Source organism: Rhodopirellula maiorica SM1 (assembly GCF_000346295.1).
Classification (GTDB): Bacteria; Planctomycetota; Planctomycetia; order Pirellulales; family Pirellulaceae; genus Novipirellula; species Novipirellula maiorica.
The window spans coordinates 1-17,015 of sequence record NZ_ANOG01000994.1 but is presented as its reverse complement, the minus strand read 5'-3'; the positions used below and the strand labels follow the sequence as shown (position 1 = coordinate 17,015).

At 54.7% G+C, this 17,015-nt stretch carries 10 protein-coding genes; 6 read left to right on the top strand and 4 right to left on the bottom strand.

Annotated features, from left to right (window positions below):
• Nucleotides 1–1,364: pectate lyase (locus RMSM_RS32250; RefSeq protein ID WP_052031910.1), on the top strand; the 1,364-nt coding region annotated here is incomplete at its 5' end.
• A 381-nt stretch (nucleotides 1,365–1,745) separates the two neighbouring features.
• On the opposite strand, the gene RMSM_RS32245 is transcribed toward RMSM_RS32250, so the two are convergent.
• Nucleotides 1,746–2,048 carry a hypothetical protein gene (locus tag RMSM_RS32245; protein WP_008707548.1) on the bottom strand — a complete coding sequence of 101 codons (303 nt, stop codon included), beginning with the start codon at nucleotides 2,046–2,048 and terminating at the stop codon, nucleotides 1,746–1,748.
• A 241-nt stretch (nucleotides 2,049–2,289) separates the two neighbouring features.
• Here RMSM_RS32245 and RMSM_RS32240 point away from each other — a divergent pair, with 241 nt between their 5' ends.
• Complete coding sequence (locus RMSM_RS32240; protein ID WP_008707545.1) at nucleotides 2,290–3,042, top strand: class I SAM-dependent methyltransferase; 753 nt, start codon at nucleotides 2,290–2,292, stop codon at nucleotides 3,040–3,042.
• Nucleotides 3,043–3,221: 179 nt separating this feature from the next.
• Here the strand turns inward: RMSM_RS32240 and RMSM_RS32235 are convergent, their stop codons facing one another.
• Nucleotides 3,222–5,525, bottom strand: coding sequence for a WD40 repeat domain-containing serine/threonine protein kinase (locus RMSM_RS32235; RefSeq protein WP_008707540.1), 2,304 nt, complete (start codon nucleotides 5,523–5,525; stop codon nucleotides 3,222–3,224).
• A 1-nt stretch (nucleotide 5,526) separates the two neighbouring features.
• Nucleotides 5,527–6,165 carry an RNA polymerase sigma factor gene (locus tag RMSM_RS32230; RefSeq protein WP_008707538.1) on the bottom strand — a complete coding sequence of 213 codons (639 nt, stop codon included), beginning with the start codon at nucleotides 6,163–6,165 and terminating at the stop codon, nucleotides 5,527–5,529.
• A gap of 203 nt (nucleotides 6,166–6,368) precedes the next feature.
• On the opposite strand from RMSM_RS32230, the gene RMSM_RS32225 reads away from it, so the two are divergent.
• The 3 genes from RMSM_RS32225 (at nucleotide 6,369) to RMSM_RS32215 (ending at nucleotide 12,347) form a co-directional block, all read left to right on the top strand.
• Nucleotides 6,369–7,532, top strand: a complete 1,164-nt coding sequence (locus RMSM_RS32225) for an efflux RND transporter periplasmic adaptor subunit (RefSeq protein ID WP_008707536.1) — start codon at nucleotides 6,369–6,371, stop codon at nucleotides 7,530–7,532.
• 410 nt (nucleotides 7,533–7,942) lie between these two features.
• Nucleotides 7,943–11,419, top strand: a complete 3,477-nt coding sequence (locus RMSM_RS32220) for an efflux RND transporter permease subunit (protein ID WP_008707534.1) — start codon at nucleotides 7,943–7,945, stop codon at nucleotides 11,417–11,419.
• Between the two features lie 175 nt (nucleotides 11,420–11,594).
• The gene (locus tag RMSM_RS32215; RefSeq protein WP_008707532.1) at nucleotides 11,595–12,347 is read left to right on the top strand and encodes an SDR family oxidoreductase; all 753 of its coding nucleotides are present in this window, start codon (nucleotides 11,595–11,597) and stop codon (nucleotides 12,345–12,347) included.
• An 82-nt stretch (nucleotides 12,348–12,429) separates the two neighbouring features.
• Here the strand turns inward: RMSM_RS32215 and RMSM_RS32210 are convergent, their stop codons facing one another.
• Nucleotides 12,430–13,209 carry a 3-keto-disaccharide hydrolase gene (locus tag RMSM_RS32210; RefSeq protein ID WP_008707530.1) on the bottom strand — a complete coding sequence of 260 codons (780 nt, stop codon included), beginning with the start codon at nucleotides 13,207–13,209 and terminating at the stop codon, nucleotides 12,430–12,432.
• A gap of 621 nt (nucleotides 13,210–13,830) precedes the next feature.
• On the opposite strand from RMSM_RS32210, the gene RMSM_RS32205 reads away from it, so the two are divergent.
• Nucleotides 13,831–16,872, top strand: coding sequence for a DUF7133 domain-containing protein (locus RMSM_RS32205; RefSeq protein ID WP_236622390.1), 3,042 nt, complete (start codon nucleotides 13,831–13,833; stop codon nucleotides 16,870–16,872).
• The last annotated feature ends 143 nt before the right edge of the window (nucleotides 16,873–17,015 follow it).

Here is a 17,015-nt window from a genome sequence, read left to right as displayed (position 1 = left end):
CACGCCGCGATGCCGTCGATGCACTTCATCGCAGCGTCGCCTTCTTTCGCACGCGGGCATCATCGCATGGCGGCTATGTGTTCCGCATCAGCGAGGATTTGGCACAGCGTGAAGGCGAAGGCAAAGTGGGGGCTACGACCGCTTGGATCGAACCGCCGGCGACCCCCAGCGTCGGCGATGCTTATCTTAACGCCTATCAATTGACGTCTGATCCGATCCTACTCGACGCTGCGAAAGAGACGGCCGCCGCACTGCTGCGTGGACAATTCGTCTCAGGTGGCTGGGGAGAGAAGATTGAATTCGCAGACAGGGACCGCCGCCAGTACGCGTACCGGGTCGACTCAAATGAGGTGGGCAAGCGGCACAACACAACCACCTTCGATGACGACAAGACTCAGTCGGTGATTCGCTTTTTAATGCGTTTGGACATTGCTATCGAACAAAGCGATCCTGCGATCCACGAAGCCGTCATGTACGCGCTCGACGGTGTGCTGACAAGCCAATATCCCAACGGTGCTTGGCCGCAACGCTACGATGGGAGTTCGCCGCCGGTGTCCACTCCGAATTTGAAAGCATCTTATCCATCGACTTGGTCAAAGACACATCCCAAGCAAAAGTACGACCACTATTACACGTTGAACGACGGCACGATCTCGGATTTGATCGCCACGTTGCTCGATGCCTTTGATCACTATCAAGACAAACGCTACTTCGACGCGGCCATGCGTGGGGGTGACTTCTTAGTGCTAGCCCAGATGCCGTCACCGCAACCCGGTTGGGCGCAACAGTACGACCAGCAAATGCAACCGGCATGGGCACGCAAATTTGAACCGCCCGCGATCAGCGGCGGTGAGTCTCAGCAGGTAATGCGAACACTGTTGCTGTTATATCGCCGCTCGGCAAACCCACGCTATCTGCAGGCGGTGCAAAAGGCACTTCCCTATTACGAGTCGTGCCTACGAGACGACGGGCGGTTGGCACGTTTTTACGAACTACAAACCAACCGCCCGTTGTACATGACACGAAAGTACAAATTGACCTACTCCGATGCAGACGTTCCCAACCACTACAGTTTCGTGGTCGGTTCATCGCTAGGACGGATTCGCAATGAATTGGAAAAGGTGGAATCGTTGCCGCAGGATCGGCTGTGGGTACAACGCGAACTCAAGCCAACGAGATTATCCAAGACGCTAACCGAACAAGCGACACGGGCGGTCGCGACTCTTGATGCACGCGGTGCCTGGGTCGAGCCAGGGAAACTGAAAACTTATCCCGACGCCAACGTGTCGCGGATCATTTCAAGCAAGACTTTCATCATCAACCTGAAAACACTCGCGACTTATATCGCGGCCACGCACGAGTGATTCAACCAAGCTGGTTGGAAACATTGAGTATGTCAGCCGCTGTGGCCAACGCTATAAAGCATTTCGTAGCGGAACTGCTCAACGGCTTGTTAATTTAATGAGCCGCGACGCGTGAGAGAACGTCTGGCTTAGGCCAGAGGCCGACACAATGACTGAGTAAATGTGTCGGCCTCCGGCCTTGGATTTGCTGCATTCCAAACCGGTGGTTAACACCACCGGCATGAATTGCACCGGCCTCCGGCCTTAAAAAAAGAACGAATGCGAGTTGCTAGAGTCACCCTAAGCCGGACGTTCTCGTCAGCGGCCGGGTCCCACGCATTACCCGAGGCCTTACGGCCAACGGCTCACTAATGCAATCTACATTTCATGTAAGTTGCGGCGTCAATCAATCTCAGCCCACTGCGTTTGGATGGCTGATTGCGTCTCGATGCGATACCCTTTGACGGTCCATCGTGGTGGCACCGGCATCGTGAGTGTGTTGCAGGCAACGCGAGTATCACCGTGCTGATGCGCTCCGGCGGCGAGTTCGGATTTTCGCTCGCCGTTCATATCAAACAACACTGCGACGATTTCGCCTGCACCGCTGTCTTCACATCGAATTTGTCCCGTCATGAACGCCGTGTGTTGTTTGCTGTTGGTGTACTCGACCTCCTGTACCAATTCGCCGAGAGTGTGAGTGGCCATCGTCGTTACCCATAGATTAGAGAAAGGTTTTCAGAGAAGACTGGCGAGCCGATTCAAAGCGATTGCCTGCTCGCAGCTACCTTTAATTTAACGGTTTAGCGGCCACGGACCAAAAAGGATTGCAAATACATCGCAGAAAAGATGAGCAAGTTGTGTCATATCCGCTCAGATCGCGTAGACACAGTGGAAAGTGTAGAATTCGAACACTGCTGCCACATTTTTCAAACAAGGGATTCAAGGAATGAACAACGAAACCAACGACACCACGAACCAACCTTGGGCGGCAAAGTCGACGGTCGAAGAGATTCGCATGCGGTTCGACGGTGACGTCCAGCGATTTAGCGTTTTGGAAACGGGCCAATCGGCAACCATCGACGCTCCGTTGGCGATGGAATTAATCACACAGGCCGCCGTCGCATCGACTCCCCATATTCGCCGCGTCCTCGACATCGGCTGCGGCGCAGGAAACAACACAATCAAATTGCGGCAGCAGTACGGACGCGATTTTAGTGCCGACTTGCTCGACCTAAGCCAACCAATGCTGACGCGTGCCGAACAGCGGGTCCGCGACGCGGGAGCTGAGGAAATCCAAGTTTGGCAAGCCGATTTTCGTGACGCTGAACTGCCCGAACAAACATTCGACGTGATCCTGGCGGCCGCAGTGCTGCACCATCTACGGGATGACGCGGATTGGTTAGCAGCGTTTGAAAAAATTCATCGCTTGCTCACTCCTGGTGGCAGTGTTTGGATCACCGATCTGGTCACCCACGAAACCGCCGCCGTTCATGAATTGATGTGGCGACGTTACGGCGAGTATTTGAGTGAACTCGGCGGCGATGCGTACCGAGAAAAGGTGTTTGCGTATATCGAAAAAGAAGACTCGCCTCGCCCTGTGACCTATCAACTCCGTTTGCTCGAGCAAGTCGGATTTACACACGTTGAACTACTGCACAAAAATTCGTGCTTTGCTGCCTTCGGCGGAATCAAAGGCTAGTGTGTCTCTTCTACCTCGAAGGCAAAAACCGGCGTTTGCTTAGCTATTTGCCAGAAAAGTGGACGGCAGCCAAGAAGACGTCACGGATATCCAATTTCGAATGGCTAGTGATTCGATGCTTTATCGGAACGCCGAAAGCCTTGGCGACTTTCGCTACCGCTTGTTTCCTCAACGAACCGCTATTTCGATTCGCTAAGTACCGACAGGTCCCAGATACGGATATTGCCATCACGACCACTGCTGGCGATGCGATGATTTTCCGAGTCGAGCGAGACGTTGTGGACCGACGATTCGTGACCGCCAAGTTTGGCGACCTCGTGGCCATCAGAGATATCCCAGATTCGAGTGATGCCGTCTTGACCGGACGTGATCAAGTGCGAACCGAAGTTGCAGAACGTGACTCCCAAAATGTCACTCTGGCTTCCCGTCAACTTGGCAACCTCCTGGCCTGTGTCAACATTCCACAGATGAATGACTTTGCCCCAGCCCGCGCTGGCCAACAGAGATCCATCGGGAATGAACGCAACGTCATAGATCGGGCCTTTGTGCCCGGTGAACGACTGCCGCTCTTCAAGCGAACTTGCGTCCCAGACGCGGACGGTTTTATCGGTACCGACCGTGGCGATCCACTTACCATCGCTTGAATAATCAACACCGAAAATCGCCCCCGACTGCGTTTTTGATCCGACTTGTTCGCCCGAGTCGATGTCATACAAATGGATCGTGCCTTCGCGATCCCCTGCGACGATTCGCGATCCGTCGGGCGAAAATGCGATCCCCCGCACTGCATTGGGGGCCTTCCATTCACGGATCATTTGATAGGTATTAGCGTCCCAAAGTTTGACGAAACCATCATCACCGCTGGTGGCAAAGATTGGCCGAGTCGGATGATAGTGAACCATCCAAATCAATCCGCGATGCGCATTGAAATTCTTGATGACCTTTTGATTTTGGATGTCCCAGATGCGAATCGAACCGTCTTCGATTGCGGCAGCTACCTGTTCTTTTCCTGGAACAAAATCAACCGACAAAACCGTGCCTGGATTTCCGCTCAGCAAGACCGACGGAAAGCGAGCGTCATCGGTCGACGGCGTGTTGGTCGCAGTTGCAGGTTCCCCCGTAAAGATCCATCCGCCCAACACAGCGCCTAGCGTGATCAATCCAATCGCTGCGATGGCCACGGCGATATACGAAACCCGGCGAGCGATCGTGCGGTGTTTCCCGGAAAGTCGTTTGGCATCGTTGGCTTTGATCGCGGGGACTTGCAGCGGTGAAATCGGACCGAACTCGGTAACGATTCCTGCTAACACCGTCGCCACGCTGTGAATGGACTCTGGACGATCATCGGGTTTCTTTTCCAACAGTGCCATGATCACGTCGGACAATTTTCGCGGGATCGACGAATTCACCCGGTGGGGCGGTTCTGGACTCTCATCCATGACCTTCTTCATCACCCCGACGATCGAAGGTGCCTGGAACGGCGACTTGCCTGTCGCCATTTCGTACAACACGACGCCGAACGAAAACAAATCCGACTTCTCGTCGGCATCGGATCCCATCGCTTGCTCGGGTGACATGTACAACGGCGTGCCGGTGACCATCCCGGTCTTGGTCAACTTGACATCATCAGCGGCCCGCGCCAAACCAAAATCGGTCAACTTGATCCGTTCGGTTTCTTTTTCGATCAACACATTAGCGGGTTTGATATCGCGATGCACCATACCGCGACCATGTGCGGCCGATAATCCAGCGGCAATCTGCATTCCCATCCGCGCGACCTCGGACGCAGCGAGGGGCGATTGTCGCATCATTCGACTTTCGAGTGTTTCGCCATCAATCAATTGCATCACGAGGTACGCGATCTTACCGTCGCTTTCGCGAGCAACCTGGTACATCGAAACGACATGTTCGTGCGAGATCGCCGCTGCCGCCCGACCTTCACGACAGAAACGTTGTCGGGCCGTGTCGTTCTTGGCGAACTCTGGATTCAGGACCTTGATCGCAACGGAGCGTTGCAAATGCGTGTCAAAGGCCTCCAATACGATCCCCATGCCGCCGCGTCCGATCACGCGAGCGATTTGGAAGTGGTCCAAACGACCAAGATAGGCAGGGTCGTCCGAAGGCTCTAAAAAGCTTAACTCCGGCTTTTTAGCGTTCGGCGTAGTCCCGTCGCTATCGGCCGCGGTGGTTGCTTCGGGTTGGAATGACGCCGAGGTATCGGGCGTCAACGCCGTCCGGTCTGCATCGGCAATTGATCGAATCGCAGGCCAATACGCCGAGTCATTCGGCGGACTCATGGTCATTCGATTGGCGACCAAGGACTCGATTTCCAATGTGCCAGTCGCGGCCATTTGCAGAGCCTGTTGGCATGCCGAACAGCTGCCAATGTGTTCGGTCAATTTCTGCAGCTCCGTCGGTGGCAACGAACCGCGGATCAGCGATTGAATCTGGTCACGTGTTAGGCAAGTTGTGGCGACGGGCATGCTATTGGTCCTCTTGCTGCAATCGTTCGATCACCGTTTTTAATCTCGCGATCACGCGGCTCTTGGCTACGTAGACAGCCCCGGTGGTCATCCCAAGCTGTTTCGCTGCGTCACCCGCACTGATTCCATCGACCGCAGTCATCAAGAATGCTTTCCACGTCTGCGGTTCGACTTCGGGTTCGACTTCCTTCATTGCTTGTCCTGCCAATTGACGCTGGTGCTCGCGTTCCCACGCTTCGTGAAGCTCGTTGCTGGCTTGGGGTGCTTGCGAGAGCATTTCATACTGCGCCGTATCATTGGCCGTGGGGCCAAGCCGTTTTCGTTTTTCGAAATAGGTGTAAAGTCGGTTCCGAGTGATCGTGAACAACCACGCTCGAAATCCGCCCTTTTCTTTGGCGTAATCCAAACGCGAGATTGCGGAACCGACACGCCGGATGACATCTTGTACAATGTCGGCCGCGTCGGCATCTTGCAAGCCACGACTGCGAGCGAAACGATAAAGCATTGGCCCGTAGTCCCTAAGAAACTCGGCCCAGGCTTCATTGTCCTCGCCATCGCGCAATCGCAACAACAGCGTCGCTCGGGTGATCGGTGAATCGGTCAAATTTGAATCCTGCGCGGCCTTGGACGAACTTAACACGCTTTACGTCGCCGTAATTATAGCTGTTGTGATGACCATGGCGACCGCACCGGACCCCACATAGGGATACTTAGCGGCAACCGATGTCTTTCACGCGTTCTTTGACAAAAGCACAAGAAAATCTCCGCAAATCGGTGTAAGAGTCGCCAAAAACCTCAGTATTTCATCCGACACAACAAAATACGCTTCTTTGGAGTCGATGGATGCTTCCCCTTTTTCTTGGAATTTCGCAGCGAATGGCGAGTTTTGCTTCGCTCGCGGTCCTTCTGTCCAGTTCAGTTGCCGTAGCTCAGGTTCCGGTGCGTGTCGAACCGGTACAACGCCAACATGTACAGCAGCGACACGCCGTCACTGGGTCGCTCCGCCCTGTTGCCCGAGGCAACGTGGCAGCGATCGAAGCAGGACAACTACGCGAACTCGGTCCACGCGAAGGCGATTCGATCCGCAAAGGAGACGTCCTCGCTCGTGTGGATGCACGTCGTTTAGAAGCACAACACGCCGAAGCGGTGGCCGAAAAGGCGGTCGCCACCGCGGATTTGGCCAGTGCCAACGCTCGATTGAAGCAAGCGCGAGCCGATCTTGCTCGCGGCCAAAAACTGATCCATCAAAACGCGATTGGGCAACAGGAACTCGACGCGTTCGAAGCCGCCTACGAAATCGCTCAAGCAACAATCGCGTCAACCAACAGCCGGATCGATCGAATTGAACAATCGATCCGGTTGATCCAAGTTCGCATCGAGGACACCGTCATCCGAGCTCCCTATGACGCTTCGGTGGTCCGGCGACATGTTGAACCGGGCGATTGGGTACAAGCGGGTGATGCTCTGTTGACGATCGTGTCGACGGGACCGATCGAAGCATGGTTAGAGGTTCCCGAACGTTTCGTTAAAGCGATCGACCAATTTGGTGCATCCGTTAGCGTGCGAGCGAGAGCAACCAACGAAGAGAGCAACGTTTTGTCGACACGTCGTGTCGCCGAGGTGAATCCACGCGTGCGAACGCTTGGCTTCGTCGTCACGCTGGACAATGCCGATGGGCTGCTATCAGCCGGAATGTCAGTCGACGGATGGATCGCCACGACAGGGAAAATCGAGACCGAGACAATTCATAAAGACGCAGTAAACCGAGGTGGCGGTCAACCGTTTGTGTACCGAGTTGCCAAGGATTCCGAAGCGAGCAAGGCAGAACGAGTTCCTATTGAAATCCTATTCGAATTGCCTGAGCGTGTCGCGATTCGGTCGTCACAGTTGCAAGTGGGCGACCGTGTGATTGTCGAAGGCAACGAGCGACTGCTGCCAGGCCAAAACGTGACGGTCATTGAGTCGCCATCGGACCGCGATGGCATCGTTCGCACAGAACACAAGTAACACCAGTCGCCAAGACGTTGGTCGGCGATGTTTTAAGTTCTGAACCGGCTGTTCTCTCTCTGTTAATGCATTTGAAGACTGCGGGAACAAATAACGACTTGTTGATTTAATCCAAATTGAAATCGCAACGTTGAGCCGTGGGCCGTAAGGCACCGGGTCGAGCGTGAGCCGCTGACGCGCATGCGGCTCAATAAATTAACAAGCCGTTTTGCGTTTTAGCCTTCGACCGTTAGATCATCGATGTTGACGGCAAATTCTGATCCAAGCCGTGTAAGCAGTCAGCCTGGGATGGGTATCCAACCGTGTAGATGACGCTTGTTGCAGCGCACTAACGACACCCTCCAGCCACGCGAACGGATTCGCGTGGCTGCGTCTTATCCCTCCCCTTTAGCCCGCTTAGAAGTTCGATCATGAATCTCGTTAAAGCATCAGTATCCCAACCGATCACGGTTACCGTCGGCGTGATCCTTTCGTTGATCGCCGGCATGGTCGCACTTCGCAACGTTCCGATTCGAATGGCCCCCGAAATTGACTCGGTGGTGATCTCCGTTGCGACCGCTTGGGAGAATGCATCGGCTGAAGAAATCGAAAGCGATGTGATCGAACAGCAGGAAAAATATCTTGGTGACATCAGTAATCTGATCTCGATGACTAGCATCGCACGCAGCGGTCGAGGACTGATTCGATTGCAATTTCGCACGGGCACCAACATCGACCAAGCAATGTCCGAAGTCGACCAAAAACTTAGCGAAGTACCTCAATATCCGCTCGGGGTGGACGAACCCGAGATCGAAGGAATCGATCCCGAAAGCGTTGACTATATCGCCTGGGTCGGGTTCAGCAGCAACGATCCGAATTTTGACTCGACGACCTTGTATGACTTCATGGATCGTCGTATGCGGCCAGTGTTTGAACGGATTCCGGGAATCTCGCAAGTGGGAATGGTGGGCGCACGCGAATCGGAGATTCAAGTGATCGTGGATCCCTACGCCTTGGCAGCCCGCGGTTTGACGTACTCGGACTTTGTCGCCGCACTGGAGGTCAACAATGCGAACTTTTCAGCTGGAAAAATTACCGACGGAAAGAATGACCTACGCGTTCGCACGATTGGTCGATTTGCAGACGCATCAGCGGTCGCGGAATTGGTCGTTCGCCGTGACGAACAGGGCCCAATCTACGTCCGCGATGTCGCTCAAGTGCGAGCCGGCTACAAGGAACTCGACAGTTGGGTACGTGCTCGTGGCACATTGATGCCTTTCTTTAACTTTCAGTTGGAATCGGGCGGCAATCTGCTGGACACGATGAGCGAGATCCAAGCCGAGATCGCGATCATGAATGCCGAAGACGGTCTGCTCAGCCAGCAAGCTGAAATCTTGCAAACCGCTGGCGAGTTGGCTCCCGGCAGTCGATTGGAACTCGTGCAAACCTGGGATTCATCGAATTACGTCAAGGACGCACTGGCGCTCGTCCAACAAAACATTTTGTCCGGTGCGGTGTTGGCGGTAATCGCGCTGCTGTTGTTTCTCCGTAGCGTCCGATCGGTCGGAATCATTGCAATCGCGATCCCGCTTTCCACGATTGGGACCGTGGTGATCCTGTTGGCACTGGGCCGTAGCGTGAACATCATCTCCTTGGCAGGAATGGCGTTCGCGGTCGGAATGGTGGTCGACAATGCGATCGTCGTGATCGAAAACATCTTTCGCTATTTGCAAAAGGGATACTCGCCAAAACAAGCAGCACTTCAGGGAACACAGGAGGTCGCAGGCGCCGTGTTGGCATCGACCTTGACCACGTTGGTGGTGTTTTTGCCCGTGTTGTTGATCGAAGAACAAGCGGGACAGCTTTTTCGCGATATCGCGTTGGCGATCATGGCCGCCGTCGGATTGAGCTTGATCATCTCGTTGACCGTGATCCCCGCAGCGGCAGGCGTGTTGTTAAAACCGATTGCCATCGCATCAAACGTGAATACGGCTGACGCGACCGAACCAACGGCATTGCGAGCACGGTCGCGGGTTGGCCGGCTCGTGTCGACGATCTCGCGAACATTCACGCGGCTGACCGATCTTCCCTCGATGATTGGATCCATGGTTCGCTGGTTGGTATCGGGTTGGATCCGCCGGATCGTGACCGCGAGCGTATTCGCCGCTGCCACCGTCGTCGGCATCGCGTTGTTGTTACCACCGCTGGACTATTTGCCCAAAGGCAATCGCAATTTGGTATTCAGCGTGCTGGTGCCGCCGCCCGGTTATAGCATCAACCAATTGTTCGAGCTGGGCAGTCGAATCGAGCCACAGATCCGGCCATCGTGGGAAGCTGCGGGGGACCGTTTCGAGATGGAGAAAGTAAGCCGCGGTGGCGAAAATCCCATGGCTGACAATCGAGTCAAGCTGCCGATCAGTCCCGGATCGGATGAAAACGTGATCAGCCCGCTATTGGACCACTATTTCCTCGTCGCGCGTGAAGGCCGAATCTTTCAAGGGGCGATTCCAATGGACGCAGCAGCCACGCCCGACGCGATCCCGCTGGTGGAAAGCGCGTTGATTGCGGGCGCCGCACCGGACACCCATTATTTCACCTTTCAATTTCCGCTATTTCGCACCGGAGGCACGACCGGAGCCGCAATCAAAATCGATGTGGTCGGCGACTCGTTGGACCAGGTGGTCGATTCGGCGGGTGCGTTAATGGGGCAACTCGTTGCCGACTACGGAAACAAGAGTACCAATCCGACACCGTCAAACTTTCTGCTGCCGACACCCGAAATTCGAGTGGAACCGGATGATGAACGATTACAAGACGCGGGGCTAACGCGGCAAGATGTCGGGTTGGCGACTCAGGCATCCGGCGATGGCATTTTGATTCCTCGACGGTTCCAGCGGGGCGGTGAACTGAAGGATCTGAAGATCATCACCGAAGCGGCGTTGGGAAATTCGCCAGTCGAAGGACTCCGCAACGCCCCCGTGGCCACTCGCCGTGATGGCGTGGTGGACTTGCAAAACATCGCCACCGTTGAACGGGTGCGAGTCCAGGACCAGATTCGTCACGTCGATCGACAACGAGCGGTAACGCTAGAGTTGACTCCACCGGAAAACATCCCGCTGGCAACCGTGATCGACCAATTGAATCAGAAAGTTGCGGAGCTTCGTCAATCCAAGGCGATACCGGCGACCGTTGATGTTCGGTTCGCTGGATCGGCTGGGTCGCTGGCCGAAATCAAAACCGCATTGATTGGAGACGGATCCTTTGTGGGCACGATCTCAAGCTCGATTTTTCTCGCTTTCGCGATCGTCTATCTGTTGATGGTGGTGTTGTTTCAAAGCTGGTCGTACCCGCTGGTCATCATGATCAGCGTTCCTTTGGCAACGCTAGGGGGATTTATCGGGTTGGCATTGGTTCATCAGTGGACTCTCAGCGATCGCTACCTACCGGTTCAAAACATGGATGTGCTGACAATCCTCGGGTTCGTGATCTTAGCCGGCGTCGTGGTGAACAACGCGATCCTGATTGTCTATCAAGCATTGAACTTTCTGAAAACGGGCAAAGACGAGGATGGCAACGCCGTTAGTACTGACCCCAACGAAGCGATCGTCGAGTCGGTGGTCAGCCGTGTGCGTCCGATCTTGATGAGCACGATGACCAGTGTAGGCGGGATGTTGCCGCTGGTCTTTTTGACAGGGCCGGGTAGCGAATTGTATCGAGGGCTTGGCGCTGTAATTACCGGCGGATTAGTAGTATCGACCGTCTTTACGATGTTTTTGGTTCCCGTCGTGCTGAGCATGGCGTTTGCGATCCAAGGAAAGGACGTCGCGAAGCATGCCGAAGCAAATCAGTCCGATTCAAACGCGGATTCGCCTACGCCGCCAGAGTTGCTTATCGCCCAATTGGCTTGACGCCCATTTGACTTGACGTCGTTGGTAAAGTCTTTCGCAGATTCTTTTGCGAAGTTGCGTAAGATCATGCGGCAATGCAAGTATTCCCTGTTGCTGAGTTCGCTGTATTGCAGCGAACGTATTCACAACAAAATCTAGACAATAACAAAACAAACGAAAACAGAGATCAAACAAAATGTCATTCGATATCAAAAACAAAACAGCGTTGGTGACCGGTGCGAATCGTGGAATCGGTCGTGCCATCGTCGAGGAAGCGTTGAGCCGTGGAGCTAAAAAAGTCTACGCAGCGGTACGAACACTAGAGTCTGCCGATTCGCTGGTTCGCGAGTTCGGTGACCGCGTTGTGCCGGTCCAGTTCGATTTGCAAGATCAAAGCACGATCGAAACAGCTGCGAAAACAGCGAGTGATGTCGACTTGGTCGTCAACAACGCGGGCGTGTTGAAGACATCGGGTCCCATCAGCGACGATTCAATTGATTCGCTTCAATTTGAAATCGACGTCAATGTATATGGGTTGATGCGAACCGCGAAAGCGTTTGCTCCCGTGCTGGCAGCCAACGGCGGTGGTGGACTGGTCCAGCTGAACAGCATCGTGTCGGTCAAGACGTTTGCGAACGTTGCTACGTATTCCGCATCAAAAGCGGCGAGCTACTCGATCACCCAGGCTCTTCGCGACACGTTGGCCGAACAGGGCACCCAGGTCATTAGCGTTCATCCCGGCCCGATTGCGACCGACATGGCCGATCACGCTGGATTCACCGACGGCGCCGCTCCACCGTCTACCGTTGCACGCGACATCTTTGACGCGTTGCTCGAAGGACGTTTCCATGCTTGGCCCGATCCGATGGCACAACAGATCGGCGAGGCATATCAGAGTTTTGCTAAATCGGTCGTCGACGCCGACATGCAAGAAGAAAGCCCCGCCTAAGCAGCGAGTTTGAAGTCGATCGGTAAATTCACCGTTTTGAGGCAAGTTTGCGCATTGTTTCGCGGCGCCAACTCGAACCAACTTAAAAATCGGTATTCGATTCGGTTAGTTGCAATTCTTTGATCCACGTGTTTCGATAGCGGACATCGTGGCCTTCGCATTGCAATTTCAGCCCTTGCGGCGTGTCCGTGATGCCGCGACCACCGTCGTTGCCACCATCGACGCCCGAGTTGGGGCCGCCCCAAACTTTATTGATCTGTTGATTCGTGTGGACTTTTTCTCCATTGAAATACATCGTGACCAATGGCTTTTCGACCATTTTGCCGTCCGCGAATCGCGCGGCACGAAAGGTAATATCGTAAGCATTCCATTTGCCCACGCCATTGTAGGCGTGGTAGGGCGATTCGGTCTCGTTGATCACCGCGGCCATGCCATGTTTCGTTTTGTCGCCATCGAGCACTTGAATTTCGAAGCGGTTTTGTAAATAGACGCCACTGTTTCCTCCTGGTTTCATTATCAGGAACTCGATGTGCAAACGAAAGTCTCGATAGGGTTTCTTAGTGACGATATCGGCAGCACCGTACTTGCCGCCATCGGCGGCGCGGTCATCGGTCATCAAGCTCGTCCCACCATCGACCGGGTCGTCGACAATCTTCCATTTGATCGGCATCGACGAACTAAACCGCGGTCCCTCCCAGTACTGCCATTTTTGATCCAGCATTTCGCGTGTGCCATCAATGATCATCTCGGCGCCATCGATCGGTTTGGCACCGACACCGACTTGTTTCGAAGCTTCCTCTGCGCTGGCGGCCAGTGTCAGAAAAAGCAACGCGGCAACGCATAGGCATAAATGGCGAATCATGGAAAGGTAACTCATCTAGGAGGGCAATTTTAAAGTTCAAAGTGAGACGCGATGAAGCACTTCGTCGCGGACCTCGTGCGTGAGTTTCGAGGTCATTGGTGCCGTGGACCAAAATTCTCTCGCGATTTCCGCTGCGTTCAAAATACACAATCGCGATAGAAAACATGCTTCACGACGTTTCCGTTAGCGGGATACGGCAGCCGAGATTGTACTTCAGAATCACCGCCAGTTTGGCATTTCGGGGCCTGGCAGCCTACTTTATGTAATTTTCCATATGCCAATATTGGTGACGTTTCATTTAACCATCACGGTCGGTGTATCGTTTGCTTGGCCGCGTCCATGCAAGGTTTTTCCAATGATAAAGTCAGACTCCATCGATCGTATGCCTATACGCGTCACACAAAGCTGCTCGACCTGGGTACGCTAATACGAGGCACCACCTTGGTGCTCCGCTGTGTACCTTCTGCGCTGCTGTACCTATTGCAGACCATCCCGCCTTTACTCCGATTCGGTATCACCATGCCTGAACGTGATGCGTTGTCCCAACTTCTCGTCGCTGGTCTATTGACTTGTTTTGCAACCACTGGGGCTCTCGCTCAGCACCCCCAGAATAGTCAAACCATGATTGACGGGGTTCAATTCACGTTGGCCGACGGTCTGCGAATCGAAAAAGTCGCAGACGGATCTCTGGTCAAATGGCCGATCGTTGCCGACTGGGACGAACAGGGGCGATTGGTGGTGGCCGAATCGGGTGGAGCCAGTAAACCGATCATCGAGGACAACAAAAAGAAGCGACACAAAATCATTCGTTTGGTGGACGTCGACGACGACGGTACGTTCGATCAACGCATCGTTGCCGCGGATGATTTAGGATTCCCCGAAGGCGTGCTGTGTGTCGGCAACGATATCTTGGTCGCAGCACCACCCGTGATTTGGAAGTTGACCGACGCAGACGACGATGGCGTTTGCGAAAATCGCGAGGTATGGTTCGATGGGCAAACGATTACCGGCTGTGCCAATGATCTGCATGGTCCCTACCTCGGCCCCGATGGCTGGATCTACTGGTGTAAAGGAGCGTTTGCGAAGCAGACGCATACGCTACTGGACGGACGCCGCACGGAATCATCGGCAGCGCATATTTTTCGCCGTAAACTCGCCGGCGGCAACGTCGAACAAGTGATCGCCGGCGGAATGGACAATCCGGTGGAAGTGGCGTTTACGCCTGAGGGAGCAGCCTTTTTCACCAGCACGTTTTTGCAGCATCCCGGAAATGGACTCCGTGATGGGATCGCTCATGCAGTTTACGGAGGCGTCTACGGCAAAGAACATGGCGTGATCGATGGACATCCACGCACCGGGCCGCTGATGCCAATCATGACACAGCTCGGGCCGGCAGCGCCGAGTGGCCTTGCTTGTTTGCACTCGAACGGTTTGGTCCCAACCGGCCAACACCCCGATGCTCGCGTCCTTGTGGCCGCACTCTTTAATCTACAAAAAGTGACCGCGCACCAATTGGTTCCGCAGGGCAGCACTTATCGAAGCATTGATCACGATTTGGTCGTGGCCGACCGAGTCGATTTCCACCCAACCGATGTTCTGGAGGACGCCGACGGTAGTCTGTTGGTGGTCGATACCGGTGGCTGGTACGACCTTTGTTGCCCTACGTCGCGGATTGATCAAACCACCGCCGCCGGTGGCGTCTATCGGATTTCGAAAGTCACATCGGAATCCGCCGAGGCAATCGCCGCTTCCGCACAGTCCCCCGGTGCAAAAACCGACGATCCTCGAGTAGAGGGATTGTTTGACGCTCGGCCTTGGGTTCGGCGTCACGCCGCACTGCAAATTGCGGTTTTAGGCAACGCCGTCATTCCCACACTTCAGTCGATACTTAACGATTCGCACCGCGTACTCGAAGATCGGATTGCGGCGTTGTGGGCGATCAGTCACATCGACACGGCGGAATCGAAAACCCTCATTCGTAAACAACTCGGCCACAGCCATCCATCGATTCTGCGAGCGGCGGCTCATGCGGTATCGATCCGCCGCGATTCAGAATCCATCGACGATTTAGGCAGGTTACTCGATCACTATAATATGCACGTGCGGCGCGTCGCCGCCGAAGCGATTGGCCGGCTTGGATTGCCCGAGAGTGCCACCACTCTGATACACGCGATCGAGCGAGTGAATGACGACCGGCATCTGGAACATTCGCTGATCTATGCCTTGATCGAAATCGCTCGCCGCAGTGACGTCGACTTGCTCAGCATCGCAGAATCCGGGGCACAGCGCCGAGCCGCGCTGATGGTGCTCGATCGGGTGGATCGCTGCGACGACATTCCCATTTCGGTCTGGTTCAGAGCGATTCGCAGTCGTGACCCCGGCATGCAACAAACTGCTGCGGAAATCATGGCCAAACATCCTCATTGGGCATCGCAGGCATCTGAGCGACTTGACCAATGGTACGCAAAGATCGGCACTGATGACTCCGTTGCGTCGGAGCCGCTCGCATCGCTGGTGGTGGGTTGGAAACATCAAGAAGCCGTGCACAAACAGATTACCCAATGGATCCGTCGCGCGGCCAATTCCAATGACGCGCAACAAACCTTCTTAGCCAGCCACTTGCACGGCTTTACCTCAACCGTGATGCCACATGCTTGGGTCGACGCGGTAGCCGCTTGGCTTAGCGAAGCCACACCGGCGCTGCAGCGAACGCTCGCAGAAAGTCTGCGGCAGACGAAAACCGACACGCATGACGCACAGACGCTTGCGAATGTATTGCGAACGATCGCAATCGACTCGCCATCACCACTGCATCGCTTCGCCCTGCTGGCATCCTTACCGGCCGGCAGCGTCTTGGACAACGTCACGGTAGAACAAGAGGTCGTCAGTGCGTTCTTGAGCGACGATGAAACGCTCGCTCCGATTGCATCCAAGGTGCTACAGCGGGTAAAGCTGTCTGAACCCAATCGACTGGTCGATTCGTTGTCGAACATCCCGGCGCAAAGATTGACGACTGCGATTGAAGCGGTGCATCGCTCGGGCGACAAGACACTCGACTCGAGGATGTTAAAGCAACTTCCGTCGCTTCGCGTCTCACGCACCTTGTCGACAGGCTTTCTAACGAACCTGTATCGTGGTTCCTCGCAAGATCTGATGACATTGTCGACACAGACCGAAGCGGAGCTTCAGCGGCCTGACGCCGATATCCAAGCGTCGGTTGAATCACGGTTATCGCAGCTGAGTCCCGGCGATCCCGTACGAGGGCTGCAGGTGTTCCGCAGCAGCAAAGCAGCCTGCAGTGGTTGTCATCGCATTGGCTACGTTGGCGCGAATATTGGTCCGGAATTGACGCGTATCGGATCGACTCGCACCCCCGACGCGTTGATGGAAGCGGTGCTGTTTCCCAGTGCCAGACAGGAGCAGAGCTATCAAGCGACTCGGGTTTTGACGCTCGATGGCCAAGTTTTCACCGGTCTGGTTCGCGGGCATTCGGGCGAGGGATTTGAATTGCAGCTAACCGCCGAGCGGACAGTCAAGCTAGATCACCGTGATGTGGAACTAAGTGAACCGAGCGAGATTTCGATCATGCCGGCGGGCTTGGCGGACCAGTTGTCAGATCAAGAACTGTCGGATTTGATGGCATTGCTGCGTTCTGCAAAATAGACACGTCGAATGCGTTTTAACCTAGAAAACGCGGTGTTTTTTGAACGTTTAATGCGTAACGCCCGCGACTAATCGCTCGTTAAACTGGGCAAACTAGGCTGCAGGTCCGGCTGTACTAATTATTCGCACAAGTCGGGTGGTAG

Coding starts and splice junctions, on each gene's coding strand:
- RMSM_RS32210 (WP_008707530.1), bottom strand. CDS start 13,209: ATGATTCGCCATTTATGCCTATGCGTTGCCGCGTTGCTTTTTCTGACA.
- RMSM_RS32225 (WP_008707536.1), top strand. CDS start 6,369: ATGCTTCCCCTTTTTCTTGGAATTTCGCAGCGAATGGCGAGTTTTGCT.
- RMSM_RS32235 (WP_008707540.1), bottom strand. CDS start 5,525: ATGCCCGTCGCCACAACTTGCCTAACACGTGACCAGATTCAATCGCTG.
- RMSM_RS32215 (WP_008707532.1), top strand. CDS start 11,595: ATGTCATTCGATATCAAAAACAAAACAGCGTTGGTGACCGGTGCGAAT.
- RMSM_RS32205 (WP_236622390.1), top strand. CDS start 13,831: ATGATTGACGGGGTTCAATTCACGTTGGCCGACGGTCTGCGAATCGAA.
- RMSM_RS32240 (WP_008707545.1), top strand. CDS start 2,290: ATGAACAACGAAACCAACGACACCACGAACCAACCTTGGGCGGCAAAG.
- RMSM_RS32245 (WP_008707548.1), bottom strand. CDS start 2,048: ATGGCCACTCACACTCTCGGCGAATTGGTACAGGAGGTCGAGTACACC.
- RMSM_RS32220 (WP_008707534.1), top strand. CDS start 7,943: ATGAATCTCGTTAAAGCATCAGTATCCCAACCGATCACGGTTACCGTC.